Here is a 24,831-nt window from a genome sequence, read left to right as displayed (position 1 = left end):
ATGGCTTCGCGGGGCTTCTGGGACCGGTTCCTCGACATGGTGTTCGGCGAAAGCGCGCATCCCGAGGCGACACGCCCGGTGCTCGGCGCGCCGATGCTGTCGAACTGGCTGCCCTATCGCAGCTACGACAAGAAGAGCCGGATGTTCATCAACACGGAATCGCTCGGGTTCATCCTCGAACTCGCGCCGATGATGGGGGCGGATGAGCGCAGCGGCGAGATCCTCACCCAGTTCCTTTCCGACGCCGTGCCTTCGGGCTGCGAAATCCAGTTGATCCACTGGCAAAGTCCATCGGTCGGGGAACGCATCGCCGACTGGGTCATGCCGCGCATCGTCGCCAAGGGCGTCTACGGCCGCGCCGCGACCCACCGCGCGCGCTGGCTGCGCCGGGCAGCGTGGATGTCGATTTCGCGCGATGCGCCTTTCTACCTGCGTAATACCCGCGTGATCCTCTCGGTCGGCGCACGGCTCAGCGGCGGAATCGGCGCTGATGCGCTCGGCTCGGTCCGCGAGAGCCTGCACGGCACGCTTCAGGCGCTCTCGATCCCGGCGCGCGACGTCGGCCCGGTCGAACTGATCGCCTTCCTCGACGATTTCCTCTGCCCCGCAGTCGACAATGCCGACCGGCCCGAACACTATTCCGAACTCGATCCGATCAACATCCAGTGCGTGCGCCGCGACCTCGAGACCCAGGTCACGCCCGATCGCATCGTGCTGCAGACCGAACGGTTTCGTGCCACAGGTGAAAGCCAGGACGGCGCGCCGGTGATCGGCGAGGTGGTCCCCGACAAGTTCGACTGGCGCTTCTTCTCGGTCCGCAACCTGCCCAAGCAGTGGGCGCCGTGGGACGTCCAGAAGATCATCGGCGACGTCATCAACGACAAGCTGCGTTTCGGCTGCAACGTGATGACCGTGCTTGGCCTCGTTTTCCAGGACGAGGAGGCGGCCCAGTCGCGCGCCGGGCTCAAGGTTATGCGCACGACCAGCCTTGCCGACAGCCGCTCGGCCCGGTTCCTGCCCCAGCTCTCCGAGCAGCGCGACGAATGGCAGTATGTGCAAGGACAGATGCGGCAGGGCCGCAAGCTCGCGCAGGTCTATTACGGGGTTGGCGCGCTCTCGCCGCTCGGCAAGGGCGACGTCAACGAGCGCATGGTTAAGTCGGTCTACAAGGCGTGCGGATGGGATCTCATCGACGAACGCTACCTCCAGGTCATGGGGCTACTCGCTGCCATGCCGCTCTCGTTCCCCAACGGCCTGTCGGCGGACCTCAGGTGCATGAAGCGCTTCAAGACCATGCTGACGACGACGGCCGCCTCGATCGCGCCGCTCCAGGGCGAGCATACCGGCGGGCACATTCCGCACGTGCTGTTGATCGGACGGCGCGGCCAGCCCTTCTTCTGGTCACCGTTCCAGAACGCGGCCGGCAATCACAACGTCGCGGTGTTTGGCAAATCGGGCTCGGGCAAGTCGGTCTTCCTGCAGGACGTCTGCGCGGCGATGTCAGGCGCCGGGGCCAAGGTCATCGTGATCGACGACGGGCGCTCGTTCGAGCACATGGCCAAGGCCTTCGGCGGCGCCTTCGTCGAGTTCAAGCTTTCCTCGGGCTTCTCATTGAACCCGTTCGACATGATCGATGGCGAGGCGCTGTCCTCCGACGAGGACGGCGAGGACTACGAGGTCGAATGCCTTGCCATGCTCAAATCGATCGTCGGGCAGATGGCGCGCCAGCAGGACCGCCTGTCCGATACCGAGCGCGGCCTGATCGATTCCGCGGTGAGCAGCGTCTGGCGCGAAAAGCAGCGGGCCGGCACCATCGACGACGTTGCTGCGGCGCTTCGCTCCCTGCCATCGCCCTTCGCCGGCGATCTGGCCGATGCCATGTCGCCGTTCCTGAAGGGCGGGACCTATGGCCGCTTTTTCGAGGGTGCCTGCTCGATCGATCTCTCGGCAGGCCTCACCGTGTTCGAGCTTTCGGATCTTTCCTCCAAGCCCGAACTGCGCTCGGTCGCGCTCACTGCGCTCATGTTCCTGACACTTCGGGTCATGCGCGATCTCGACCGTTCGGTGCCCAAGCTGACCATGATCGACGAGGCCTGGCAGCTCCTGGGGGGCGGGCAGATGGGCCAGGCGATCGAGACCTATGCCCGGACCTGCCGCAAATATGGCGGCTCGCTGATCACAGCCACCCAGTCCCTCAATGACTTCTACAAGTCCGAAGGCTCATTGGCCGCGCTCGAGAACTCCGACTGGTCGATCGTCCTCCAGCAGAAGGAGGAGACGATCAATGATCTCGCCAAGCACCAGCGCTTCGAGATGGACCACTACACCGAGAGCCTGCTGCGCTCGCTGAAGCGCAATGGCACCGAGTATTCCGACGTCCTGATCAAGGGGCCCGAGACGCTCGCGGTCGGCCGGCTCGTGCTCGATCCCTATTCGGCGACGCTCTACTCATCGAGCCCGCGGGTCTTCTCCGAGATCGAGGAAAAGGTGCGCGCTGGTCTGCCGCTCCCCGATGCGATCGAGCGGGTGGCCTTTCCCGACTTCGTGCCGCCGCAGCCCGGAGCCCCCGACTTTACGGACGGCGAACTTGCCGAGGCGGCGGAATGATCACGCTTCTCGCCTCGCCCCGCCGGCCGATCCGGCTCGCCGATGCCTGCTACCAGGCCTTGTGCCTTACGGGTTGGCTCGCGGTCACCTTTGCCTGCGTCGCGGCGCTGTGGCTGCTGTTCTTCGCGGCGCTCGGCAACTTCAGCTTCGGCGGGACCGTGCTCCAGCTCGAAAACTTCGCCTCGCGCTATGTCGCCGCGAGCGCCGAGCGCCAGGTCCGCTTCGCCCATTTCTTCTGGCTGACCAGCGCCGGGCTCTTCGCCGCGGTCGGCTTCTTTCGCCGCCACTCGCTGCTCGCGCGCGGGGCCGCGGCCACCTCAGATCCCAGGGAGAACCATCATGGCTAGAAGCCCCCGCACGTCCGCGGCTCCTGCGGCCGACACTACTGCCGGCCCGCTGTTCGAGGCCGATGTGAGCCCGCCCCGGCCTGCGCCCCGCGCCCGCATCGGACTGGTTCCCGTGGCGCTGGTCGGCGCGCTGGTTGCTGCGGGGTTGTGGGGCGCCTGGGTCACCAAGAACGTGCTCGGGGCAGGGGACCGGCCGGCCATCGCCAAGGTCCAGCTCTCAGGCATTGTCGGCGAATATGTCCAGGCCCAGGCCCGCTCGGCCACGCCGCCCGAGCAGGTCACCACCGAAACCCGCGCGTTCATGGGCGAGGTCCAGAAGAACCTCGAGCGCCGCGGCACCTCCGGCCAGATCGTGCTGGTAGGCGAGGCCGTGCTGGCCGGCAATGTTCCCGACATCACCGCCGAAGTCCGCCGCGAAGTCTTTGCAAAGATAAAGATGCCCCAAGCTGCAACTGCTTCGGCGGGCGAGGTCATGGGCGCGATGCGCGCGGCAATGAACGGGCAGGGCGCCCCGCAGGCAGCGGCCCCGATGCCGGGCGCTGCCTTTGGAGGACAGGGCAGTGCTCCCGTCAACTGAGCCGCTCACCCAGCGATCCTCGCACGCCCGGCGCTGGCTGGTGATCGGCGCGCTTGCCGCGACGCTGGCGGCCAGTTCCTCGCTCGCGAGCTGGCGCGACGATCATGCGATCCTGATCAACACGACCCAATCGCTCCCCAACTGGGCGTTCTGGATCGACAAGCACCGCCGCCCGGCGCGCGGGGACTTCGTGGTGTTCGCGCCGCCGCAGACGCCGCTCATCACCGCGCATTTCGGGAAGGTCTCTCCGCCCTTCGCCAAGCGCGTCTACGGCATGCCGGGTGACATGGTCACCCGCGAGAATGGCGTGGTGCGGATCAACGGGGCCGAGGTCGCACGCCTGAAGGTGCTGAGTTCGCGCGGCGAGAGGCTGGAGCCTGGACCCACGGGCCGCATCCCCGAGCACTGCTACTATGTCGGGACCAAGCACAAGGACGGGCTTGATAGCCGCTACGCCGACATCGGCTTCGTCTGTTCGGGACGCATCATCGGCACCGGGGACTCGGTGCTGTGAGCCGGTTGGCCCTTCTGTCCGCCGCGGGCGGTGCCGCGCTGCTGATAGGCTGGCCGCTGATCTCGGCGGTGAGGGCTGCCGACTATGGGCAAATGGGCCAGACTTTCCCGATCATCGAGGCCGATCTGCTCACGACGATCGAGACCAGGCTCAGGACGCTGGAGGCAAACGGCGGGATCGAGCGGCTGCAGCGCGAGATGCAAAAACAGGCCGTGGCGAGCGTGCAGCGGCCCAAGCGGGTCGATGGCATGACCCCGGCGACCACCAAGCGCGAGTGGCTGTTCGATCCCTCGATCGTCACCGAGGACGATATCGTCGACGCCAAGGGCAACAGAATCGCCGCGCGCGGCACCAGGGTCAATCCGCTCGACATGGTGCAGCTCAGCCAGGCGCTGGTCTTCGTCGACGGCGACAATGCGGCCGAACTGCAATGGGCGCTGCGGACCTGGAACGACACGGCGGCCAAGATCATCTTCGTTTCGGGCTCGCCCTTCGACGCGATGAAGCCGTGGCAGCGCCGCTTCTACTTCGACCAGGGTGGCACGCTCACATCGAAGTTCGGCATCCGCCACACCCCCGCCGTGGTGAGCCAGGCCGGCGCCAGCCTCAAGATCAGCGAAATGCCGCTGCCGCGCGCGGCGATAACCCCAAGCGGAGGCAAGACATCATGACCCATCCGCTCATCACCTTCCTCAAGACCCCGATGGCGGCGCCCGAAACGCGGAGGTTGCGGCGCATGCGCAGGCTCTGGATGGTGCTGTGCTGGTCGCTGGCGCTCGCCGTGCTGCTTCTCCCGGTGCTGAAGGCGCTGCTGGGGCCGTGGGCTGCGCTTCCCGCGCTGCTGCTGACAGTCGCGGCGATGCTTCACGGGCTTGCTTATTTCCGCGCCAAGGCGCGCGCGGACGATGCCTTTGGGCGGGAGGGGCGGCCATGATGCGTGTTCCCGCGAGATTCATGGCGCTGCTCGGCGCGCTCGCGCTTGCCTTGGCTGGAACCAGCCCCGCGCGGGCCGATACGGTCACCTGCCATGGCAAGTTCATCAATCCGATCACCGACGTGTGCTGGTCGTGCCTGTTCCCGCTCTCGATCGGCGGGCTCTCGATCTGGAAGGGCTCGCGCCCCGATCCCAAGAACCCGTCGTTTCCCCTGTGCGCCTGCGGTTCGCCGATCCCGCGCATCGGCATCTCGGTCGGTTTCTGGGAGCCGGTACGCCTCGTCGATGTCACCAACAAGTCGTGGTGCTTTCCCAACCTCGGCGGGATCCGGCTCAACCCCGGCTTCGACATCGGCGAGGGCCATGTCCAGGGACGCAGCCAGATCGGCGGCAAGACGCAAAACTCCTCGCAGTGGCAGTCGCATTACTACGTTTATCCGCTGCTCTACTGGATGGAGATCCTGACCGACTTCCTCTGCTTCGAGCAGACCACTTTTGATGTCGCCTATGTGACCGAGATCGACCCGCTGTGGCAGGACTCGGCGCTAACCTCGATCATCAATCCCGAGGTGGCGCTCTTCGCCAACGGGATCGCGACTGCGGCCTGCGCGGCCGACTGCGTTGCAGCGACTGCCAAGCTTCCGATCGACCAGATGTTCTGGTGCGCGGGCTGCAACGGCGGGATGTATCCCTTGAACGGCCACGTCTCGGCCCACGTCACGCCGATCCAGGCCTCGCGGCTCGTCGCCGAACGCATGCTCTACAAGATGCACCGCGAGGCGCTGGCCTGGGGAACCATGGGTTCGAAGGCCCTGTGCCACAAGTACCTGATGCCGGTGATGAGGAAGCAGCAATACCGGCTGCAGATGACCAATCCGATCTCGATGGTGAAGGGGCGCTACGCCTGCGCGCCGGTCGGCGCGGCCACCATCATCCCCCAGACCGGCAAGGGCTACCCCGTCAAGGGCGAGGACTTTGGCTACCTCGTCTGGCGCAAGCGCAACTGCTGCATGCTGTGAGGACACCCATGACCTTCGCGCGGCTCCCGCACAAATCCCGGCTCCTTGGACTTGCTGGCTTCCTCGCCCTGACTGCGGTCTCGGCCGCGCTTGCCCAGACTATAGACGGCCTCGACCTGAAAGCCGTGAAGGCACGCGGAACCGAAGCGACGGCCGATGCCCAGAGCCTGGTCGATGCGGTCGCCGGCAAGGGCGAGGCGCACCGCGGCGAAGCCGAGCAGCTGCGCGAGGAGGGCCTTGCCGCGGTCGGCCGTATCAACCCGGCCGATCTTCCCAAAGGTCCAGACGGCGCGGTCGATTTCGACGAACTGCTGAGCGGGGCAGCCGCCAATACCAGGACGCCGATGGGCGAGGGGCCGATATTCATCGTCTTCGCGAGCCTGTCGATGCCCGAGGCCTCGCTCACCCGGCTGATTGCCGACACCACGAAGGCTGGCGGGGTGGTGGTGTTCCGCGGTTTCCCGGGCGGGAGCACCAAGGCTTTCGCCGATGGGCTGAAGCGGGTGGTGACCAATGAGGGCGAAGAAGCCCACCTCGCGATAGACCCGCGCCTGTTCCGCGCTTTCAAGGTTACGGCCGCCCCGACCTTCGTTGCCGTTGGCCGTGAATACGAGCTCTGCGACGGGCTCGACTGCACCAGCGTGCCCCCCGATCACGACCGCATCACAGGAAACGTCACGGTCGAATACGCCCTCGAGACCTTCGCCGGCGGGCGCGGTCCCGGGGCAGGTGTTGCGCGCGTCGCGCTCGCCCAGCTGACCAAGGGCCAGTGAGATGGGTGGGCGCCGCTTCACCAAGCAACGGCGAACAGCGGTCTTCCTAGCCCTGGCGCTGCTCGCGCCGGGCACAGCCAGCGCGCAAGTGTACATCCCGCCGCCCGACGACCTCATCGAGCCGCAGCCCGCACTGCCGCCCGCAACCGACCCCGGCGTTCCCCCGCCGGCCCCGCCACCGCCTTCCGCGCCGGCCACCATGACGTGGGACGAGGCGAAGGCGCAGGCGCGCGAGCTGGGATCAACGGTTCGCGGCGCCAACCAGGGGATCACCGATGCCCCGGGCGCTGCCGGGCAGATTCCGGGCTATCAGGCGAACTATCCCGGGCTCACCCAGTATTACGACAACCCCGGCAACATGTATGCCGACGGGGCGGCGGCAGGCTACAATAGCGATGCCTACCGCACCGCCAATTCCACGACGCGGCCGACCGTCGATGTGAAGCGCAGCGACCTTTCGCGCGCCAACACGGTCACCGAGGATCCCAACGCCTATCTGCAAGGCATGAGCGCTGACGGCTCGACCGGCAACTGCGTGCCGCTACCCCCGGGCTCCGGCACATCCAACATGGCCGAGTGGACCTGCAACGTCGGTTCGACGGTCGCCCTCCAGCCCAAGACCTGCACGCGCAGCCTCTCGGTTTCGGCGTGGAACGAGACGCTTTACCAGTACCTGTGTGTTACCGCGCCAGGCTTTGCCGGCTGCGCCTCGCTGGCGAGCAATAGCCTATGCCGGAAGACCGGAACCTATCCGGTGCCGCAGTACAATCTCACCGTCGACTATTACGACTGCGACGCGGCCGTCACCGATCCCAACGTCTATCTCATGGGAACTGTGCCCAAGCCGCCGCCGGCCAACGCTTTCCAGGTCGTCAGCAACGTCTACCGCTGCAACAACGAAGGCCTGACCGCCGCGCTGACCTTCGATCCGGTGACCGGCTTCCCGCAGCAATATGTGACCGGGCTCCAGCAATGCGGCTCGCTCGCGTCCGAACCCAGTTGCACCCGGACGACGGCCAGCGCCGCAGGCGTGACCGATCGGCAGCTGTGCAAGACCTGGGACTTCATCGGCGATCCTTTCGGGGGCGGGGGCTACCTCACTTGCGCCGAGCCGGCCGCCCCCGAAGAGGTCTATGCCTGCAGTTCCAATGTCGCCGGGATCGTTCCCGAAAGCTCGGTCTCGAAGTGGTTCACCGAAACCTGGACCGACAATGCCTGTTCTCTCGATCTCGGCACCTGCACGCTCGCCAGCGAGACCTGCACCGCGCCGGGCGAGACCCGGCTGATCGACGGCGTGCCGGTAACCCGGCCCTGCTGGGAGAGCACGAAAACCTACCAGTGCCAGACCGTGGTCGGTGGCGGCAACGACTGCGGCAAGCTCGACGCGACACCCGGCTGCACCTTCGATCACGAGACTTGCCTCGACGATCCACCAAGCGGCGATGGCTCGTGCAAGGTAGCCGAGCGTGTCTACAAGTGCCCGATCCCGGGAAGCACCCAGCAACCCGCGCAGTACATCTGCGGCGGCGATGTCTACTGCGTCAATGGCGACTGCGAGCCGATCGTGCGCGAGGCCTCCGACGAGTTCAAGGATGCGGTCGTGGCGCTGAACGCGCTCGGCCAGGCCAACGCCGAATTCGACGAGAGCACATTGACCCTGTTCAAGGGCACCGCCGAGAGCTGCGCGCACAAGGTCTTCGGGCTCGCCAATTGCTGTTCGGGCAAGGGCGTGCCGCTCCTCACCCCGCTGCTGTGCAGTCCGTCCGAGGTCCTGCTCGACCAGAAGGACGATGCCGGGCTGTGTCACAAGATCGGCACCTACTGCTCGTCGAGCTTCCTTGGCATCTGCCTCACCAAGCGCGACGTCTATTGCTGCTTCCAGTCGAAGATCAGCCGCATCCTCCAGGAGCAGGGCCGCCCGCAGATCGGCAAGACCTGGGGCACGCCGAAAAAGCCGCTCTGCGACGGGTTCACCATCTTCGAATTCCAGCAGCTCGACCTCTCGGTGATGGATTTCCGGGAGATCTACGCGGAATTCGTCGACGCGGCGAAGCTCCCTGACGAGGCCGCCACGCTCATCGAGATCCAGGCAAACATCGAGGCCTACTATGCCGCCCACAAGCCGTAACGGCGGGGGCACCTCGCCCCCTTCAGCACCTGGCGCCAAGGTTGTCCCGCTCAGCGCTTTCGGCGCGATCGCGGACATGAGCATGGTCGAGTTCTGCCTCGGCATGGCGCTCTCCCGCCGCGCACCGCAAAGCGCGGGCGAACTGGCGGCCGAAGTCTCGGCCTGGTTCGACCGGCCGGTGCGCGCCCGCGCTCTCAAGGCGCCGCTTGAGGCCATGCTCGGCCGGGGCTGGGTCGCGCCGGATGCCGAAACCTACACGCTGAGCGAGGCAGGCACCGCCGCGCTCACCCCGTTCACCCACGCGCTGGTGCGAATGCTCGACGGCGGCCGCCGCCTGCTCGACCTCGCTGTCTTCATGTCACTGATCAAGGAATTCGAGAGGAGCGGATCATGAACCCCCGCCACATGTACAGACACCGCATTGCCGCCCTGTGCCTCGGCGTCAGCCTGATGCTTTCCGGCACGGCCCCGCTTCACGCTGCCAATGAGGACGGCGTCGAGGTCAAGCAGTCCGAGGACGCGCTCTACTGCAAGGAGCGCAAGCTCGGGACCTGGTTCTACTGCGAGAAGCCGAGGGAGGAGCCGCGCAAGGCCGCCACGGCTACGCAGCCGCCGGCGCGCGAGCGCCTCGCCGCGATCGGCACCCAGCTCGAGGAACTGAAGGCACGCGCGATCCTCGAGCCGAGCCCGGAAAACGTCACTGCCTATGTGCGCTTCCAGCGCGAGCAGCTCGACCGCTCCTCGATGTTCGCCGACGTGTGGCAACGCGCGCTGTGGCAGGATCCCGGGCTCGACTACACACTCCAGCGCCCGGTCTCGACGCTCGGCAAGCGCGCGTGGATCGACCAGCGCAAGTCCGACCGCGACCGCGTGATGGGGGCGCTCTCGCAGCGCTATGGGGTGTTCTACTTCTTCTCCTCGAGCTGCGGCGCCTGCGACATCTTCTCACCGATCCTCAAAGCGGTCAGCGACAAGTACGGGCTCGCCGTCCTCGCAGTTTCGATGGACGGCGGCCCGTCGGCGACATTCCCCGGCTACATGGTCGATAGCGGGCAGTACGAGAAGCTTGGGATGGGCACCGAGCGGCAGGTTCCGGCGCTGGTGCTGTTCGATTCCGTCACCAAGCAGCCAATGCCGATCGGCTACGGCATCCTCAGCCAGGACGAGATCATGGACCGCATGTTCCAATTGACCCAGGTCCAGCCCGGGAGCGACTACTGATGCGCGCGTCCCTCACTCAGGTCTCGCGCTGCGCGCTTGGCACCGTGCTCGGCGCGGCTGTACTCATGGCCTCGCCGACGCCGGCGCTCGCTGGCGTCGAAGGCGAGATGCAGAGCTTCATGTCGGACATGGGAGCCCAGGCCAATGTCACCGGCCCCAGCGCCTACCAGGGCCAGTCGGCAGGCTACTATTCGATGGGTTCGGTCTGGTCGCGCTTCCCCCAGAAGAACATCCAGCCCTTCAATATCCAGCTGCCCCATGCGCGCGCTGGCTGCGGCGGCATCGACCTCTTTGCCGGGAGCTTCTCGTTCATCAACACCGCCGAACTCGTCGCCATGCTCAAGGCGACCGCCAACAATGCCTTGGGCTTCGCCTTCAAGCTCGCGATCGACACGATTTCACCCGAGATCGGCAAGGTCATGGATGAGCTAGCCCAGAAGGTTCAGCAGATGAACCAGATGAACATCTCGTCCTGCGAGACCGCGCAGGCGCTGGTCGGCGGGCTGTGGCCCAAGACCGACACGGCGTCCTCCGTGATCTGCGAGGCGATCGCCAACAGCCAGGGCGCGGTCGCCGACTGGGCCCGCGCGCGCCAGCAGTGCAACAACGGCGGCCAGCGGGAGGCGCTTAAAGCTGCCAATTCCGACCCGGACATGAAGGAACAGGCCGGGATGCCGAACAACTACACCTGGGAGGCGCTCGGCAAGAAGTACGGCGGGTTCGACACCCAGTTCCGCGAGTTCCTGATGACACTCGTCGGCTCGGTGATTTACGACCCGCAAGGATCGGGCGGGAAGCCGCGGGTGCAGTTCATCGGCCCGGCCGATCCCGCGCTGATCAGCGCCATGCTCGATGGCACCTCGCAGACGCCGCACAAATACTGGAGCTGCGGCAGCGACACCACCAAGTGCATGGCGCCCACTGAGACCGACATGGTCATCGGCCCCAACGCGGCGATCAAGGCGAGGGTCCGCACGCTGATCGAGAGCATGGCACTGAAGGTGCGCGATCCCGGCGCTTCGCTGACCCCGGCCGAGGTCCAGTTGCTCGGCATGGCGAGCGTGCCGGTCTACAAGATCATCACGGTGAGCGCCGCAGCCGAGTTCGGCATCTCGGCCCAGGAGATCAACGATCTCTCCGAAATTGTCGCGGTCGATCTCGTCACCACCATGACCATGCGGTTCATCGACATGGCTGTGAATGCGCGCTCGGACTTCAACGGGGCGGACGCGGATAGCTTACGCGAGTGGCGCGAGGGGCTTTACGAGACCCGGCGCAACTTCCTCGGGATCGCCGCGCGCACCTCGCAGCGTTTCGACCAAACCTTCGCGCTGATCCAGCGCACGCAGATGCTGGAGAAGACCCTGCGCACGCAGCTCTCCCCGCAGATGTCGGCGGCGCTGCGGTTCTCGCGCACCCTCAACCAACAGGTCCAGTAGACCGCGACGAAGGAAGGCACCCCTCATGCTCGAGGTCTTCACGGTCGGGGGCGGCGACTACCTCGTCAACACCTTCAACGCGATCGCCGCCTGGACCGGATCGGGCGGGTTCAAGGCGCTCATCCGCGTGTGCATGGTGATGGGGCTGATTTACGCACTGCTCGTCACCGCCATGGATCTCGACTGGCGGGCCTGGTTTCGCTGGTTCATCCAGTCGACGCTCATCTATCTCGTGCTGATGGTCCCGACCGTGACCGTGAAAGTCACCGACCGCGTCAATCCGGGGTTAGCGCCAGCCACCGTTGCCAATGTGCCGATCGGCCTTGCCGCGATGGCCTCGTTCACCAGCCAGGTCAGTGACTATCTGACTCGCACCGCCGAGACGGTCTTCGTCATGCCCGCTGCGCTCAATTACTCGACTGGCGGCTTCGTCTACGGCGCGCGGATGTGGGACAAGGTCCGCGGCTTCGAGATCCGTGATCCGGTCTTCAAGGCGAACGTAGACGGTTATCTCAAGCAATGCGCCTATTACGATATCCTGCTCGGCACCAAGAGTTTGAAACTGCTCAGCGAAGCGCCCGATCTCTGGGCCGAGCTCGGGGTCAATGCCGCGACAAACCGGGGGATGAAGTACCTGACCGATACCGGCGCGGGCACCGTTGATATCGAGGGCAAGACCTGTGCCGAGGCCTGGACGCTGATCAACAACCAGTGGGATGCGCAAATCACTGCTTACGCATTGCCCTTTGCGCACACCATGTATCCCAAGCTCACCCAGGCCGCCGCCGGGGCCAAGCTCGCCGCCGATGTACCCGTGGTTTCGCAGCTCCTGACCGGCACGGCGATGACCCGGAACCAGTTCTTCAAGCAGAAGAGCATGGTCGATGCCTTCGAGGCCGCGCAGCTCGATTTTGGTAATGCTGACGCGGATTCCTTCGCGCTGCAGCGCGCGGACACCCAGACCCGCAACGCGATGACGACCGCGGCTGAGCAGGGGCTGATCTGGATACCGGTGCTTGGCGTCGTGCTGACCGTGGTGTTCTACGCGCTGTTCCCGATCGTATTTCCGCTGCTGCTCTTCCCGCGCACGGGAATTGCGACGCTCAAGGGCTACTTCTCCGGATTCTTCTACCTGTCGGCCTGGGGACCGATCTACGTCCTCATTCACTCGTTCATCATGGACCGGCTCGCCAGCCAGACCAATGCGCTTGCCGCCGGCAGCGTGAACCTCGCCAACTGGGCGGGGATCGATGCGGTGAACCAGGACGTCGCCACCATGGCGGGGTTCCTGATGATGTCGGTGCCGGTGCTGGCGCTGATGGTGATGCGCGGCACCATGTCGGTCGCGAACAACCTTGGCTCAATGCTGGCGCCGGTCCAGGCGGGTTCGGATGCCGCCGCGCTCGAGCGGACCACGGGCAACTATGCCTATGGCGACGTCAGCTACGGCAACCTCAATGCCGACAACCGCCAGATGTCGCAGTGGAACACGGCACCGAACCTGCTCGCAGGCAGCGCGCACTCGGGCTTCCGCGAAGCCGATGGCCGCATGTTCAACGAATATGGCTCGGGCCATACGGTGATCGACACCAATGCCGCGATCTCGCAGTTGCCGTTCAAGCCGACCATGACGCGGGGCTACGCCTCGGACCTGCGCTCGCAGGGCCAGTGGTACATGAACGAGGCCGACAAAATCGAGAACGGTACCTCAACCAGCTGGACCAGTTCGAAGGGCCGTTTCGGCAGCGCGGTCACCGCGACCAGCGACGTATCGGGCTCGCGCCGCGAGAACGGCTCGCGGGCGTCGGACACCCACAATGTCGGGGGCAACCTGGTGGTCGAAGGCGCCTCGGGTAGTTCGACCCGCGAGGTCACCAACAACGACCTGGTCCTGCGCGAGGGGAACAATCGCTCGTCGAATAACTTCGATCGGCGCACGTTCGGCACAAGCCTATCACTTACCGGCACCGGTACAGTGGGAACGCCACTCGAATCCGAAGCGGGAAGCGGTGTTTCAGCGTCACTGTCCGGAGGCTTTTCGGGCCGGCGAGAAAGCGGCGACGGTGCAAGCGTCGGAACCGAGCGATCGGCAACGAACCAGACCACCCGGGGGACCGACAAGTCGGACGAGACCAGCAACCGCGTGGTCGTCAGCGGCTCGAGTGGCGACGTCCAGTCGTCGGGCACCTACAACCAGAGCTCGGACTACGCCGATCATTCGCACTCGCGGACCAGCACCGATGGAACCGACTGGCGCACCTCGGAAGCCGAGGAACGGCGGGCGGCTGCCGCGCGCTACCGCGAGATCGGCAGCCGGATGATGTCGGAGGCAAGCTACGCCGAGAACCATGGCTTCCAGATTTCGAGCGACATGTCGAACCTCATCCAGGACCGTTACGAGACGCTCCAGCGTGAGCACCCCGAATGGCACCTGCCAGACCTGTCCAACCCGCGGCTCGACTACCGCGACGTCTCGCGCCGCGATCAGGCTATTGCCTTTATCATGGACGATCTGATGGGCGATCTGCGCGCTCATCGCATCAACGAACTCAGCGACGTCGCGGGAATTGCGGGGTCAGGAATGCTCGGGTCGAACGGCGATCTCGGCATGCCTGGGCCGCCGCGCCTGCCGTCGGGGACGGTTGCCCCGGCGCTTGTGCCCTCGCCGCTCGAAGGTGGCACGCTCATGGCTGTCCCCGATGGACCGGTCGATGGGACAGCCCTCGCCAAGGATCTTGGTATGAAGGTCAAGCCCGGCGCGCGCCTCGGCCATATGGATGGCGCGCTGGTTCCGGCGATGGGCGTTGTCGCCGAGGAAGCGCGCGCCCTTGGCTTGCCCACACCAGTGGTGACGTCAGGCAATGACAGCACCCAGCACAAGGCCGGGTCGGCCCATTACGACGATCGCGCGCTCGATTTTCGCGGCAACAACATCTCGAACGAACAGGGCGAGCAGTGGGCGGAAAAGGTCAAAAGCCGTTTGGGAAGCGCCTATGCTGTCGACTTCGAGCGGTTCCCAGATGATCCCGCCCGGGATCACCTCCATGTTGCGAAACGCCCGAGCTAGATGTTAGCCAAACAGACGCGACGCAAAAGCAAGTCCAGATCCTGCAACGATCATCAGGATCACGAGGAAGATAGTTGGACCACGGCCAAAGCCGCCAGATTTGCCACGGAAAGTCGGGAGTTGCAGGCCCGTTACGTGGTCAAAGTGGCCGAGCCGAGGATAAATCGGCCTCCCATCCAGTCCGTAGTGATCATGGTCCATCGAGGGTCTCCTCGCCCTGACCATGATTACCCCGAACGGACTGTCTTTTCAATCATGTGCCAGGAACAATTGGAGCCCCCGCAACCTATCGGCACCCTCTCTCCTTTCGCAGCGCGCCCGCGCTGGAAGTCAGTCGCCGCCGGCGGGATAGCTCTCGATCCGCGCTTCGCCGGCCCGCCGGATCTGGGACGCGGCCTCCTCAAAATGGAACGCCACCGCATCGCGCGCCCGCAGCGTGTCGCCGGCCTTCATGTAGGCAACGAGGCGCTCGTGCTCGGTCAGCGAGCTGCGCGCTTCCTCAAGCTGGAAGTAGTTCGCCCCCGCGATCCACACCGCCGGCGGGATCGCCCTGGAATAGGCGGCGAGCGCTGCCCGATTGCCGCTGATGCGCACCAGTTCCAAGTGCCATTGGTAGTCGATGTAGGCTCCGGCGAGGAGGTTGCCCGGATCGCGGTCGTCCATGCCGCGCAGCACGCCGTTAAGCCGCTCGAGATGGGAGAAGTCCGCGCTCGCCGCCACGCCCGCGACCTGCGCGGCGGCCATGGCCTGGATCGCACCGGCAAGATCGAGGTGCTCGACGATCCGCTCGATCGTCCAGTCGTTGATCGAATAGCGGCCGTGGTCGCGGGTAAGGAGGCCAAGGTCGACGAGCTCCTGGGCAAAATGCTCGGCGGTGCCCAGCGCAAGGGTGTGCAGCCCGGGTATGTCGGACGGACTGTCGAAACGGCGACGCTTCTGGGGCTCGCGAAGCACAGCAAACAGGTTCTGCGCCGGACACGCAATTGTTCGTACACCTTCCAATTTCGTCTGTGTTCCCAAGGCGACGAACTACTCCCTCTTGCCCAAAACGGGATAATCGGAAGCGGCAGGATTCGGAAATCAAATCGATCCTGTGCTATGGAGAGGGAAATTATGCGGCGGGCCAGAACTCGCCCATGGGGGCTCGTCACTTGGCCAAGGCGCATTCACTTGCTGAACGCATGTTCCTCGAACTCAGGTTCGGGGTGCTGTCGGCGCGCTATCTGCCCGGCCAGATCATCCCCAAGGACGAGCTCGGCGAACTCTACGAATGCCGCCCTGCCGCCGTCGCCGAAGTCCTCAATGCACTGGCCTTCGAAGGCTACCTGACGCGCCAGTCGCGCAGCGAATTCATCGTGCGCACCTGGGGAGCCGAAGAGGTCGAGGATCTCTTCGAGATGCGCGCCAACCTTGAGGGTCACGCCGCCTCGCGGGCGGCAACGCGCGCCAGTGCGGCCGAGATTTCGCTTCTGGGTGCGCTTGTTGCCGAGGCCCGCGAAGCCGCGCCCGACAGCCCCGACGACCTCGAGCGCGTAATCCACGAGAACCTGCGCTTCCACATCGAGGTCATGCGCATGTCGCGCATCCCGCAAGTCGCCGAGATGGCGCGCATGGCGCTGCCCAACGCGCTTCACCGACGCATCGCCTGGTCACAGCGCGCCGAGGATGCCGAGCAGTCGCAGCGCATGCACCAGAAGATCGCGACCGCCATCGCCGAGCGCTCGGCCTCGATGGCGCGGCTGCTGATGCGCGAGGACATCTACTCGGCGCGCGAGGCCGTGCTCGCAGCAATCGCCGGGATGGGATCGCACGAGGGCGAAGTCGCGTCCGTGGTCCGGCTCGCGCCGACCCTGGAAATCGGTGGCCGCCTTTACGGTGAGGGGACACGGGAGGCCGGCGCTGACGGACGCCTCGTTCCGTTCGGCGTTCCTGCAAGGAACATGGGCCAGAGCTAATTTGTCGGCTCAGTGGGACGGTCGTCGGTGGACAGCCTCGAGCGGTCGGTCTCCAGTTGCTCAAGCACCACCATCATGAGATTGGCGGCCTGAAGCAGCCCGGCGGCATTCAGAACACCCAGAAAATCATTGCCGTCGGAGACGATCAGGTCGAGCGTACTTCGATCGATCAGAAGTCGCTGCATACGCATCAAAGCTGCCCCCGAAGCCAAGATCGCAAACGATTGTTCAATATAGACATTCTGTCAATATTGCACCGAGTTAAATTTGCCGAAATGACTCAATAATGGAGCGAGTTGGGTAAGTGTCCCTAGAAAACCATGTCGCAACTGCAACATGACAAGTGTTCGCCTCATTCGCAATTGCAACAACTTTGAGAGTCGGCGCGGCCCGGTGGGAGGTGGCCCGAACCGCGCCGACGTTCCGGTCAGGCGTAGATAGCCTTCTCGACGCAATGGATGCAGTCGACCTTGCGCTCTTCGCTGACGGAATGGTGATGGGTGGGATCCGCCTTGTCCGGGCAGTCCGAACAGAGGCCAATGGCATCCTGCTGGTCGCGGACGGCCGCATCCTTCAGCGCCTGCTTGCGCGCCTCGAGCGCTTCGCGAAGGCGGGCGAGGGTCGCCCTGGTCTGTTCGGAGCTGGTCTGTTCGGAGCCCGCCCGGCTTTCGAGCTGGCTCTGGATCAACGTTGACGCCGCAGCCGCTCTGGAAGCGGGCTTGGCAGCGAGGGCAGGGGTTGCGGCCGCCGCAAGCAGCGGCACCAGCAGATAGGCATATCGTTTCATGGCTAGTCTCCTTGGTTCAGAAAAAGCCGGTCCGGCGGCCGTATGAGAGGTCGCCGCGCGACGAATCCCCGAGCGCCGACCGGCGCACGCTCAGGGTGACGCCCCGCCTTCCGCGGGCGCGGAAGTGGAGATCCTGGGGATCGATGTTATTGCGTTCAGCCCAATCCTGGGCATCGCGCTCGCTCGCAAAGTCGCCGATTTCCTCGTGTTCATAGGCCATGGTCGCTCTCCATCGGTTCGCTGACGGGCGGTTCGGGATCGGCATCGGGCTTTGGATTTGGCGCATCCGGCGCAAGGAACGCGACCGCCGCCGCAGCAAGGGCGACGGCGATCATTGCCAGGATGACAAGGCCGCGCGCCGCAGGCTCGGGCAGGACAAAGGCGAGGACGGCCAGCCAGACGAGCGTGGAATGCGCGCGGTCGAACACCTGGGTGGCCGCGGCAGGGGCGAGGGCGGGGAAGCGCCTCACAGGTCGAGCCCCAGCGACTTTTCAGGCACGGGGAGTTGCCGCACCGGGGGGTCGGGTGCCTTGCCCAGCACGGCGTCGAGCTTGGCCTTTAGCTCCGGGCTCATCTTGAGTTCGGGCAACTGCCGCGCGTCGATCGGGTTATGGTGGCGGGGTTCGACTTCAAGCCTGCCGGTCACCTCGAGTGCGGAAGTCTTGTTCCCGGGCGTGCGATCGAGTTGCTGCTTCAGCCCCTCAAGATTGTTGGTGACAACCATCATGTCGTCGGTCGCGCGGGTGTTGAGCACGTTCTGCGTGCGCTGGGTCGCGAGGTTGCGCTGCGCGGAGGAGATCACCTCGATCGCCTCTGGTTTCGTCATGCCCTGCGCCATATGGGCATTAAGCGCGTAGCCGAGGTCAAGCCGGCGCAGCATCGGGTCGCCGGGCGCGAGCACCAGTTGCCGCTTGTCGGCAAGCTCGACCCGCATCCCCTCGGGACGGGCCTCCAGCACGATCGCATAGGTCGACTTGGCAATGTCGCGGGGGCCGTCCTTGTCCCGCCAGAACACAGTCTCGCCGTCATGGATCTTGAGCTCTCTCTGCTCGTAGAGCCCGATGCGGTCGAAGCGGTGATCGGGATCGATGCGGTTCGGGTCGATGACCTTGCGCCGCCCGCCAGCCTCGAGCACGACCTTGCCATCCTTGCGGATCTCGCGAACTTCGTATTCCCCGCGCTTCAGGCCCAGTTCGCGCACGTCCATCCGCGCGTCAAACACCTGGCCCACCCGGTAGGTCGAGGCAAAGCGAAGCTCCTCGCGCGTGGCGTTGGCGCTCTGCAGCGTGGTGAGGGTGAGGCCTGGTCCTGTGAGCGTGCCTTCCTTGAGCAGCCCCGTCTGGACCCGCGCATTGATCTCGGCACGGTCATCGCGCCCGGCGGTGAAGATCGCGGTCGCCTCGCGCTTGTCGGGGCTAAGCGACAGCCATAGCTCGGCCGCGCGGGCGAGGTGGTCGGGCCCCGCTTCGATCACCCGGCCGTGCGCGGCAAGAAGCTCGAGCGCCAGGCTCGCATGGCCTTCGTTCGAGAGCCCGGCGACCGCCAGCAGAAGGGCTGAGTTCTTCTGGCGGATGTTCTCGTCCATCCGCACGGTTGCTTGCCCCGCGGCCTGGCTGACGGCGAACATCTTGCCCTGTTCGATCGCTGACAATTGCTGGCGGTCACCCATGAACGGGGCCTTGGCGAGATCGAGCTGCTCGGCGAGCGCGGTCAGCCGCAGCATGTCGCGCGAGGAGACCATCGAGCTTTCGTCGGTGATGATGACGGTATTGGCGAGCGCCGCCTTGGCGGCCTCGAAGCGCTCGCCCGATCCCGCGGCCGCAGCCCCGCCATAGGTGCTGAGAAACTTCGCGATCGTGTAGGCCTCGATCCCCGCCTCGCGCATCTGCTCGGCCGACATGCCCTGGCCGCCCCCGCCGCGCAGGTCGGCGACCATCTTGTTCTGGAAGGCGAGGCCGACGAGCTTGACGCCTTCATCGCCGAGCACCTTGTCCACCGCGCCGAGCAGCGTCGACTTGCCCGCACCCGCGACCCCCTGGACATTGAGGAAGCGATCGGTGCCCGAAAGGATCGCGACGCCTGCGGCCAATTGGCCTTCGTTGAGCTGCCAGGTATCGACCCCGGCCCGGGTCTGGCCGAGTTCGCGCGCCGCGTCCTGAAGCCGCGCCATGGCCTGCTCGGGCGGCATGAACGCGCGGCCCTTTCCGGCCCCGGCATCGATGCGGTCCAGAATCTGTTGTTCCATCGCGAGCGCCGCCGGCGTCGTCACCAGATCGAAGTGCCCATCGAGCCGCTCCGACTTGCCCGGGATCAGGTGGCCCTCGCGAATAAGTTCGCCGATCCGCTCTACGACGGCGGCGCCTTCGAGACCCTTGATCTGGAAGCCCAGCGCCGCGCTGAGGATCGCCTGCGGCGAGAACGCCGCCTCGCGCTCGGACAAGTGGCGAATGGCGGATGCCGTCGCGTGCTGCGCCTTGATCGTGTCTGCGGGGAGGAACAGGGCGGCAGTGCCGCTCACGGCGAGCGGGCTCGGCGTGCGCAGCGCAGCGCCGATCCGGGTCGAGACTTCACCGAGCGCGGCGGTTGCCGTTTCGCGGAAGGTCGGGCGCGCCTGCACCTCGGCGCGGGCCCTGGCCTCGGCGATGAGCGCCTTGCCATCGAACCCCAGTGCCGCAGAGCGATCCTGCCAAGTCTGAACCAGTGCCGGGCGGTCCTCGACCGCCAGTTTGGGATCGCGGGTATTGACCGTCACCCGGTCCTGTCCCTGCGGTGATGCAATGCCGAGTTCCTCGACCTTGGTCAGGATATCTTCGCGGCGCTGGCTGAACTCCTTGATGACCTCGCTCGGCACGCCCTTGATCTCGAACGAGCCGTGCTTGCCCGCCGCCTCGGTCTCGTAGCCAAGCTTCTGCAACTGGGCGCGGAAGGCGGCGTGGTAGAACTGGCCGATCGTCGTGTTGTTCTTCCAGATCTCACCGTTCCACAGCGCCTTCCAGGTGCCCTTCGGGTCGCGCGTCAGGTTGGCGACGACGGCATGGATGTGGCCTTGCGGATCGAGCGCGCGGCTCGTGTCGTGGGCGAACAGGGCATAGACGAGATTGCCAGTCTTTTGCGGCTCGCCGCTGCGCGAGCGATCGTAATTGCGGCTCTCGGCAAACTGCTTTTCGACGAGCTGCGTCATCGTCGATTTGACGGCGGCGAGGTGCGCATCGAGGATCCGCTTGTCGCCGCTCACCAGCGCCAGGATCGAGGCGGACTTGGGCATCGAGAAGGTAAGGTCCAGGCCCAGGCGCCGCCCTTCAACCTGACCCACCATCTCCCCGGCAGGCAAGCGCCCATTCAAGATCGCTTCGAACTGATCGCGTTCGACCTGACCCTCAAGTCCGAGTGCGCGCGCACCCTCGCCGCCCCAGACCCCGGCTTCCGCGTGTTCATCGGCCGTGTAGTAATTGTCGTTCGCGAAATAGTCGGCTGCGCCGCTCGACGATCTGACGGATGCGATGGAGTGCATGGGTTACATCTCCGGTCCGTCATCGTGGCTGGGGACATCGATCTCGGGCTCGCGCGTCTGCTGCTTTTCGAGTTCCGCCGAAACGTCGCGGTCGATTGCTTCGGCAAGTTCGCGGGCGGCTTGGGTGGACCGCTGGGCAGGGACCTTCAGCCCGGCGCTGCGGGGCGTCTTGGGCGCGGTTTCGGCCTCGCTGGAACGCGCAGCTGCTGCGCTCTTCACGATCTCTGCGCTGGCGACCATCGAGCGGCCAAGGCTCGGTTGCGGTGCAACTGTCGGCTCAGCCTGTACGGTAGCGAAGTTCAGCTCTTCCTGTCGGGGTGTGGGGTTTGGCTTTGCCGGTTCGCCGTCGACTTCGGGTGCGGGGGCGAGTTCGAGTTCGTCCTTGGTCTCGCGCCCGCCGCCTTCACTTTCCGCGTCATCATCGGCATCGCGGGCAAACTCGATCGGCTCGACATGGGTGCGCAGGACATAGCCTTCGGCAACCTTGGGATAGTCCTTGTAGGTGAGCTTGATCCGAGCGGCATCGAAGCCTTCCGGGAACACCAGGAAGCCGCGCAGAGAAGGCAGTTTCATGATGTCGTCGGGCAGCACCAGCGGCTGCACTTCGGAGCGCGGGGTGATCGTCGCCGCGTCGCGGATGTTGGCATAGCCGTAGCTGTAGGCCTCATCCATCATCCTGACTTCACGGTGGCCGATGTAGTCCGAGCAGTGCTCGGCGGTGTCGCGGTCGGCTGCGGCGAGAACGAGCTTGGTCCGCGCGAGCGAGGCAAGGTTCTGCGCGCCTTCCTTGCCGTAGGTCTCGGCCAGCTTGGCGAAGGAATGGATGCCGAGCACGAAGGCACCGCCGAAGCCGCGCGCGGTCTGCAGGCCGTCCTCGATCGCCGGGAGGCGGTGCAGGGCATGGACCTCGTCGAAGAAGAACCAGGTACGCAGGTCCCGGGTTCGCGGCAAGCGCATCAGGGTGTGGACCGCGAGGTTCATCCAGAGCGAGAGCAGCGCCCGATTGAGCACCAGTTCGTTGTGCGAGGAGGTGATGAATAGGATCGAACCGGGCTTGTTCTCCGCGCGAATCCAGTCGGAGATCGAGAACGCCTCCTTGCCCTCAGGCAGGAACCGCAAGGCCTGGGCATTGGTGTTGAAGACGGCGCGGATTGATTCCGCCATCTTGGCCGCCTCGGGCGCGGTCAGCGGGTCGGCAACGGTGTGCTCAAGGAGTTTGTGGACCTCCTTGAGGTCGGCCATCATCAGCTTGCTGGCGAGCGCCTGGTTGGTGGCCTCGCCAAGCTTGATCAGCTTGATGCAGGTCTCGACGAACAGCGTGCGCGCAGCCAGCATCCAGAACGGCTCGGCACCGCCGCCATCTGCCGGAAGCAGGGCGGCGGCGATGCCGGTGAAGTCGGCATGGTTCTTCGCTTCGGCGAACACCGACCAGGACGGACAGCGCTCATCCATCGGGTTGAGGATGGTGTCGGTTTCAGGGTTGTAGAACGCCTCGACATAGGCCCCGGTGAGGTCGAACACGACGGCCCGATCGCGCCGCGCGCGCATCTGCGCAATGAGCGCGCGCATCTGGGTCGTCTTGCCCGTCCCGGTCGAGCCGATCATGATCGTGTGGGCCTGTTCGGTGCGCCAGGGAAAGGGCACCCCCGCGATCGAATAGACGTGATGGATGCCGGCTTCCTTGCGCGTCGCGAGGCTCATTTTCATGACCTCGTCGAAGCTCTTGCCGGGCAGGCGTTCGGCGATCTCTGCGCCGAGCATATCGCGGTTGTGGGCATTGATGACATTGGCAAGCTCGTCGGCATCAACCAGCATGGCGCCGCGCTGATGCCGCTCCTCGAGGATCGACTTGCCGCGCCGCTTGGAGAAGTCGACGAACCACACCGCGATCGGCACCGCGACGAAGAGCGAGATGAACAGCGAGCCCCAAATGGCGCGCATCAACTTGTTCCAGGCGATGACCACATCGGGGTGCGAAGCGACCATACCGACAGGGGCCCGGACGACTTCGCCGGAGGGGAGGGTGAGGTTGAGGATTTTGCGAGAGGAGAACTCCATGAAGGTCCATCCAGCGGCGTAGACCCGCATCAGGATCATCTGGATCTCGTGCTCATGGAGCAGCAGCGCGAGGACGATCGAAAGCGCGATGCAGAAGGTGAAGAACCATACCAGCAGGGGCATCTTTGCGGAGGCAAACCACATCATGAATTCGTGGGTGATGAGCTGCGAGCCGCGGGTGAAATCGCCGGCGTTGCGCGGCATGTTCCCGCGCGCGGAATGGTGCTGCAGCTTGCCCGGCCGCGCCCGGTCGGACCAGGTATCAGGACGCGGCACAGAGCGCCTCCATCCGGCGTTCGGCTTCGGTGATCAGCGCGCTATGGGCATCGGGGTACTGGCGCTGCACGATGAGGTCGGCGACCAGGAACAGATACTCGGCCGAGAACTGCCGGCGCCGGTCTGCCTCGCTGGTGCCCGACATGACGCCCAGGAATTGCTCGAGCGCGATTCGCAGGAGGTTCGATCGGGAGACGTTTTGCGCGGTTGCGGCAGCCTGCGCCGCATCGGCCAGCGGCTGCGGAAGCCGGAGGGTTATCAGAACTGTTTCAGTCATCACCACGCCCTTCGAAAGGGCCTAGTGGAGATTGCGCGAGATGGGTTTTAGGCGATCCGGGAAGCCTTGGCAAGAAAGCCGTTGGGGACCTAATGGCGTATTACATTGTAATACCGCTGAAATCGCGGCATTCCGGTACTTTACCGGCAGGCTACAGCACTGTAATACGATGTATTACCAAAGACGCACTCTGTACACACACGCATTTCTGCCATTTTCCCTACGGTCCTGCCGTGTAGGGTGTGCAATCCTTCCCCTTAATCCGATGCCTTGTGTCTGGTGGGTGGTTGCTGGTCTTTAATGCGCATGGAGTCGGGCCTTGACCGCCTGTCCTGGAGTCAATGAGCGCCGCTGATTACAGGACGGGCGGCACGATTTATTTGCAGGACCGTTGGCAAAGGGCTTGCCACTGCGCTCGCTGCTTGGAATCCTCAGGCCGGGAGGTTTCAGCACCAACCCACGAGGTATCAACATGGCCAGAAAAGGAAGTCTCGAAGCGGAACGACAGGCAATCGCGAAGGAGCGTCAGGCGCTGGAAGCGCGCGAGACGAAACTGCGCGAAAGCGAGCGGGCAGCGAGTGTCGAACTGATGCACAAATCGGTTCTCGGCAAGGCGCCTTTCGAGAGGGTCGAAGCATTCTTCGCCGCTCTTGGAAAGCTCGGTCTGGACGAAGCGGAAAAGCGCCTGCGGGCAAGCTGAAACCGGCCTCGGCAGAGGCCAGCGCAGCCGGGGTTCCCAAAGTTACTGCCTGCCTTGCGCAGGCAGGCGAGGGGGCCCCGGCTGCGCTTTATTGAACACACGCAAAAAGAGGGGCCGGAGAGCCCCTCAAGAGCCCTCCGGCGCGGTGCGATATGCGGCATGTCAGAACGGGCAGTCGGCGTCCCAGTCGGGATCCATCACCACGCTCATGAAGCTTGCGGCGCGGGCGATGTTCGCTTCGTCGAAGTCGTCGGCCATCATGCCCGGGATGGAATGGACGATCCGGTCGATCAGGTCCTGGGGCAGGGCGTTGTAGTCGCCTTCGTCGATGGCGAGAAAGCAGCCGAACTCGTCCTCGATGACGTGCTGGTCGAAGAAGCTGTGCTGGGCCCGGATCGTCGCGGCGCGCACCGCTGCGTCATAGCTGATGGGGTCGAAAGCCGGGATGTCGAGGGTCTTGGTAAGAGCGTTCATGTGAGCCTCCTGTCAAAGGAATTGAAGAGGTCTCCTCAGGGATGGCCGAGCTTGGTCCGGGTCAGGAACGGGCCGCTCGCGGCCCGCCGCGCGAGCGGGGGTGGGGGAGCCGATTTTTTCGCCTTCTTCAGGCGTAAAAATTGGGGGAACCGCCCTTCTTGACGCGG

25 protein-coding genes are annotated in these 24,831 nt (G+C 65.1%); 15 read left to right on the top strand and 10 right to left on the bottom strand.

The window, feature by feature from the left end:
• The 13 genes from traC (at nt 1) to ACFFF7_RS08645 (ending at nt 14,626) form a co-directional block, all read left to right on the top strand.
• Nucleotides 1-2,607, top strand: a complete 2,607-nt coding sequence (gene traC / locus ACFFF7_RS08705) for a type IV secretion system protein TraC (protein ID WP_379480992.1) — start codon at nt 1-3, stop codon at nt 2,605-2,607.
• Nucleotides 2,604-2,954, top strand: coding sequence for a hypothetical protein (locus ACFFF7_RS08700; RefSeq protein ID WP_379480991.1), 351 nt, complete (start codon nt 2,604-2,606; stop codon nt 2,952-2,954). The genes traC and ACFFF7_RS08700 overlap by 4 nt, the downstream gene beginning before the upstream one ends.
• Nucleotides 2,947-3,531 (top strand): type-F conjugative transfer system protein TrbI, encoded by a 585-nt coding sequence (locus tag ACFFF7_RS08695; protein WP_379480990.1) that lies wholly within the window; start codon nt 2,947-2,949, stop codon nt 3,529-3,531. Before ACFFF7_RS08700 ends, ACFFF7_RS08695 begins: the two co-directional genes overlap by 8 nt.
• Nucleotides 3,532-3,571: 40 nt before the next feature.
• On the top strand, nt 3,572-4,045 hold the full coding sequence (locus tag ACFFF7_RS08690) for a S26 family signal peptidase (RefSeq protein WP_379481152.1): 474 nt from the start codon (nt 3,572-3,574) through the stop codon (nt 4,043-4,045).
• Nucleotides 4,042-4,716 carry a type-F conjugative transfer system protein TraW gene (gene traW, locus ACFFF7_RS08685; protein WP_379480989.1) on the top strand — a complete coding sequence of 225 codons (675 nt, stop codon included), beginning with the start codon at nt 4,042-4,044 and terminating at the stop codon, nt 4,714-4,716. The genes ACFFF7_RS08690 and traW overlap by 4 nt, the downstream gene beginning before the upstream one ends.
• The gene (locus ACFFF7_RS08680) at nt 4,713-4,979 is read left to right on the top strand and encodes a hypothetical protein (protein ID WP_379480988.1); all 267 of its coding nucleotides are present in this window, start codon (nt 4,713-4,715) and stop codon (nt 4,977-4,979) included. The genes traW and ACFFF7_RS08680 overlap by 4 nt, the downstream gene beginning before the upstream one ends.
• The gene (gene traU, locus ACFFF7_RS08675) at nt 4,976-5,998 is read left to right on the top strand and encodes a conjugal transfer pilus assembly protein TraU (protein ID WP_379480987.1); all 1,023 of its coding nucleotides are present in this window, start codon (nt 4,976-4,978) and stop codon (nt 5,996-5,998) included. Before ACFFF7_RS08680 ends, traU begins: the two co-directional genes overlap by 4 nt.
• 8 nt (nt 5,999-6,006) lie before the next feature.
• Nucleotides 6,007-6,771, top strand: a complete 765-nt coding sequence (gene trbC / locus ACFFF7_RS08670) for a type-F conjugative transfer system pilin assembly protein TrbC (RefSeq protein WP_379480986.1) — start codon at nt 6,007-6,009, stop codon at nt 6,769-6,771.
• 1 nt (nt 6,772) lies between these two features.
• Nucleotides 6,773-8,899, top strand: a complete 2,127-nt coding sequence (gene traN, locus ACFFF7_RS08665; protein WP_379480985.1) for a conjugal transfer protein TraN — start codon at nt 6,773-6,775, stop codon at nt 8,897-8,899.
• A gap of 76 nt (nt 8,900-8,975) precedes the next feature.
• Nucleotides 8,976-9,293 carry a hypothetical protein gene (locus ACFFF7_RS08660; RefSeq protein ID WP_379480984.1) on the top strand — a complete coding sequence of 106 codons (318 nt, stop codon included), beginning with the start codon at nt 8,976-8,978 and terminating at the stop codon, nt 9,291-9,293.
• Nucleotides 9,290-10,120: a thioredoxin family protein gene (locus ACFFF7_RS08655; protein ID WP_379480983.1), complete on the top strand. Its 831-nt coding sequence runs from the start codon at nt 9,290-9,292 to the stop codon at nt 10,118-10,120. The genes ACFFF7_RS08660 and ACFFF7_RS08655 overlap by 4 nt, the downstream gene beginning before the upstream one ends.
• Nucleotides 10,120-11,559, top strand: a complete 1,440-nt coding sequence (locus tag ACFFF7_RS08650; protein WP_379480982.1) for a conjugal transfer protein TraH — start codon at nt 10,120-10,122, stop codon at nt 11,557-11,559. The genes ACFFF7_RS08655 and ACFFF7_RS08650 overlap by 1 nt, the downstream gene beginning before the upstream one ends.
• Before the next feature lie 25 nt (nt 11,560-11,584).
• Nucleotides 11,585-14,626 (top strand): conjugal transfer protein TraG N-terminal domain-containing protein, encoded by a 3,042-nt coding sequence (locus tag ACFFF7_RS08645; RefSeq protein ID WP_379480981.1) that lies wholly within the window; start codon nt 11,585-11,587, stop codon nt 14,624-14,626.
• Nucleotides 14,627-14,629: 3 nt separating this feature from the next.
• Here the strand turns inward: ACFFF7_RS08645 and ACFFF7_RS08640 are convergent, their stop codons facing one another.
• Nucleotides 14,630-14,827, bottom strand: a complete 198-nt coding sequence (locus ACFFF7_RS08640; protein WP_379480980.1) for a hypothetical protein — start codon at nt 14,825-14,827, stop codon at nt 14,630-14,632.
• A 129-nt stretch (nt 14,828-14,956) separates the two neighbouring features.
• On the bottom strand, nt 14,957-15,580 hold the full coding sequence (locus tag ACFFF7_RS08635; protein ID WP_379480979.1) for an FCD domain-containing protein: 624 nt from the start codon (nt 15,578-15,580) through the stop codon (nt 14,957-14,959).
• A 227-nt stretch (nt 15,581-15,807) separates the two neighbouring features.
• On the opposite strand from ACFFF7_RS08635, the gene ACFFF7_RS08630 reads away from it, so the two are divergent.
• Nucleotides 15,808-16,581, top strand: a complete 774-nt coding sequence (locus tag ACFFF7_RS08630; protein ID WP_379480978.1) for a GntR family transcriptional regulator — start codon at nt 15,808-15,810, stop codon at nt 16,579-16,581.
• Here the strand turns inward: ACFFF7_RS08630 and ACFFF7_RS08625 are convergent.
• From ACFFF7_RS08625 to ACFFF7_RS08595, 7 genes are all read right to left on the bottom strand, one after another.
• On the bottom strand, nt 16,578-16,766 hold the full coding sequence (locus ACFFF7_RS08625) for a hypothetical protein (RefSeq protein WP_379480977.1): 189 nt from the start codon (nt 16,764-16,766) through the stop codon (nt 16,578-16,580). The two genes, ACFFF7_RS08630 and ACFFF7_RS08625, sit on opposite strands and share 4 nt — an antisense overlap.
• 242 nt (nt 16,767-17,008) lie before the next feature.
• Nucleotides 17,009-17,368, bottom strand: coding sequence for a hypothetical protein (locus ACFFF7_RS08620; protein WP_379480976.1), 360 nt, complete (start codon nt 17,366-17,368; stop codon nt 17,009-17,011).
• Nucleotides 17,369-17,384: 16 nt separating this feature from the next.
• Nucleotides 17,385-17,588 (bottom strand): hypothetical protein, encoded by a 204-nt coding sequence (locus tag ACFFF7_RS08615; RefSeq protein WP_379480975.1) that lies wholly within the window; start codon nt 17,586-17,588, stop codon nt 17,385-17,387.
• Nucleotides 17,578-17,838, bottom strand: a complete 261-nt coding sequence (locus tag ACFFF7_RS08610) for a hypothetical protein (RefSeq protein ID WP_379480974.1) — start codon at nt 17,836-17,838, stop codon at nt 17,578-17,580. Before ACFFF7_RS08610 ends, ACFFF7_RS08615 begins: the two co-directional genes overlap by 11 nt.
• Entirely contained in the window at nt 17,835-20,879 is a 3,045-nt protein-coding gene (gene mobF / locus ACFFF7_RS08605) for a MobF family relaxase (RefSeq protein WP_379480973.1), read from the bottom strand. The genes ACFFF7_RS08610 and mobF overlap by 4 nt, the downstream gene beginning before the upstream one ends.
• Nucleotides 20,880-20,882: 3 nt before the next feature.
• Nucleotides 20,883-23,213: a type IV secretion system DNA-binding domain-containing protein gene (locus tag ACFFF7_RS08600; RefSeq protein WP_379480972.1), complete on the bottom strand. Its 2,331-nt coding sequence runs from the start codon at nt 23,211-23,213 to the stop codon at nt 20,883-20,885.
• The gene (locus tag ACFFF7_RS08595) at nt 23,200-23,490 is read right to left on the bottom strand and encodes a ribbon-helix-helix protein, CopG family (RefSeq protein WP_185686353.1); all 291 of its coding nucleotides are present in this window, start codon (nt 23,488-23,490) and stop codon (nt 23,200-23,202) included. The genes ACFFF7_RS08600 and ACFFF7_RS08595 overlap by 14 nt, the downstream gene beginning before the upstream one ends.
• A gap of 391 nt (nt 23,491-23,881) precedes the next feature.
• Here ACFFF7_RS08595 and ACFFF7_RS08590 point away from each other — a divergent pair, with 391 nt between their 5' ends.
• Nucleotides 23,882-24,190 (top strand): hypothetical protein, encoded by a 309-nt coding sequence (locus ACFFF7_RS08590; protein WP_379480971.1) that lies wholly within the window; start codon nt 23,882-23,884, stop codon nt 24,188-24,190.
• A gap of 162 nt (nt 24,191-24,352) precedes the next feature.
• On the opposite strand, the gene ACFFF7_RS08585 is transcribed toward ACFFF7_RS08590, so the two are convergent.
• Nucleotides 24,353-24,664 carry a hypothetical protein gene (locus tag ACFFF7_RS08585; protein WP_379480970.1) on the bottom strand — a complete coding sequence of 104 codons (312 nt, stop codon included), beginning with the start codon at nt 24,662-24,664 and terminating at the stop codon, nt 24,353-24,355.
• Nucleotides 24,665-24,831 lie beyond the last annotated feature (167 nt).

It is taken from the genome of Novosphingobium aquiterrae (assembly GCF_042434435.1).
GTDB classification, from domain to species: Bacteria; Pseudomonadota; Alphaproteobacteria; order Sphingomonadales; family Sphingomonadaceae; genus Novosphingobium; species Novosphingobium aquiterrae.
This window is presented reverse-complemented; position numbering and strand designations above follow the sequence as displayed.

Excerpts from the sequence above, each read along its gene's own strand:
- traC (WP_379480992.1), top strand. The coding sequence starts at position 1 with ATGGCTTCGCGGGGCTTCTGGGACCGGTTCCTCGACATGGTGTTCGGC.
- ACFFF7_RS08700 (WP_379480991.1), top strand. The coding sequence starts at position 2,604 with ATGATCACGCTTCTCGCCTCGCCCCGCCGGCCGATCCGGCTCGCCGAT.
- ACFFF7_RS08695 (WP_379480990.1), top strand. The coding sequence starts at position 2,947 with ATGGCTAGAAGCCCCCGCACGTCCGCGGCTCCTGCGGCCGACACTACT.
- ACFFF7_RS08680 (WP_379480988.1), top strand. The coding sequence starts at position 4,713 with ATGACCCATCCGCTCATCACCTTCCTCAAGACCCCGATGGCGGCGCCC.
- traU (WP_379480987.1), top strand. The coding sequence starts at position 4,976 with ATGATGCGTGTTCCCGCGAGATTCATGGCGCTGCTCGGCGCGCTCGCG.
- trbC (WP_379480986.1), top strand. The coding sequence starts at position 6,007 with ATGACCTTCGCGCGGCTCCCGCACAAATCCCGGCTCCTTGGACTTGCT.
- traN (WP_379480985.1), top strand. The coding sequence starts at position 6,773 with ATGGGTGGGCGCCGCTTCACCAAGCAACGGCGAACAGCGGTCTTCCTA.
- ACFFF7_RS08660 (WP_379480984.1), top strand. The coding sequence starts at position 8,976 with ATGAGCATGGTCGAGTTCTGCCTCGGCATGGCGCTCTCCCGCCGCGCA.
- ACFFF7_RS08655 (WP_379480983.1), top strand. The coding sequence starts at position 9,290 with ATGAACCCCCGCCACATGTACAGACACCGCATTGCCGCCCTGTGCCTC.
- ACFFF7_RS08650 (WP_379480982.1), top strand. The coding sequence starts at position 10,120 with ATGCGCGCGTCCCTCACTCAGGTCTCGCGCTGCGCGCTTGGCACCGTG.
- ACFFF7_RS08645 (WP_379480981.1), top strand. The coding sequence starts at position 11,585 with ATGCTCGAGGTCTTCACGGTCGGGGGCGGCGACTACCTCGTCAACACC.
- ACFFF7_RS08640 (WP_379480980.1), bottom strand. The coding sequence starts at position 14,827 with ATGGACCATGATCACTACGGACTGGATGGGAGGCCGATTTATCCTCGG.
- ACFFF7_RS08630 (WP_379480978.1), top strand. The coding sequence starts at position 15,808 with ATGTTCCTCGAACTCAGGTTCGGGGTGCTGTCGGCGCGCTATCTGCCC.
- ACFFF7_RS08625 (WP_379480977.1), bottom strand. The coding sequence starts at position 16,766 with ATGCAGCGACTTCTGATCGATCGAAGTACGCTCGACCTGATCGTCTCC.
- ACFFF7_RS08620 (WP_379480976.1), bottom strand. The coding sequence starts at position 17,368 with ATGAAACGATATGCCTATCTGCTGGTGCCGCTGCTTGCGGCGGCCGCA.
- ACFFF7_RS08615 (WP_379480975.1), bottom strand. The coding sequence starts at position 17,588 with ATGGCCTATGAACACGAGGAAATCGGCGACTTTGCGAGCGAGCGCGAT.
- mobF (WP_379480973.1), bottom strand. The coding sequence starts at position 20,879 with ATGCACTCCATCGCATCCGTCAGATCGTCGAGCGGCGCAGCCGACTAT.
- ACFFF7_RS08595 (WP_185686353.1), bottom strand. The coding sequence starts at position 23,490 with ATGACTGAAACAGTTCTGATAACCCTCCGGCTTCCGCAGCCGCTGGCC.
- ACFFF7_RS08585 (WP_379480970.1), bottom strand. The coding sequence starts at position 24,664 with ATGAACGCTCTTACCAAGACCCTCGACATCCCGGCTTTCGACCCCATC.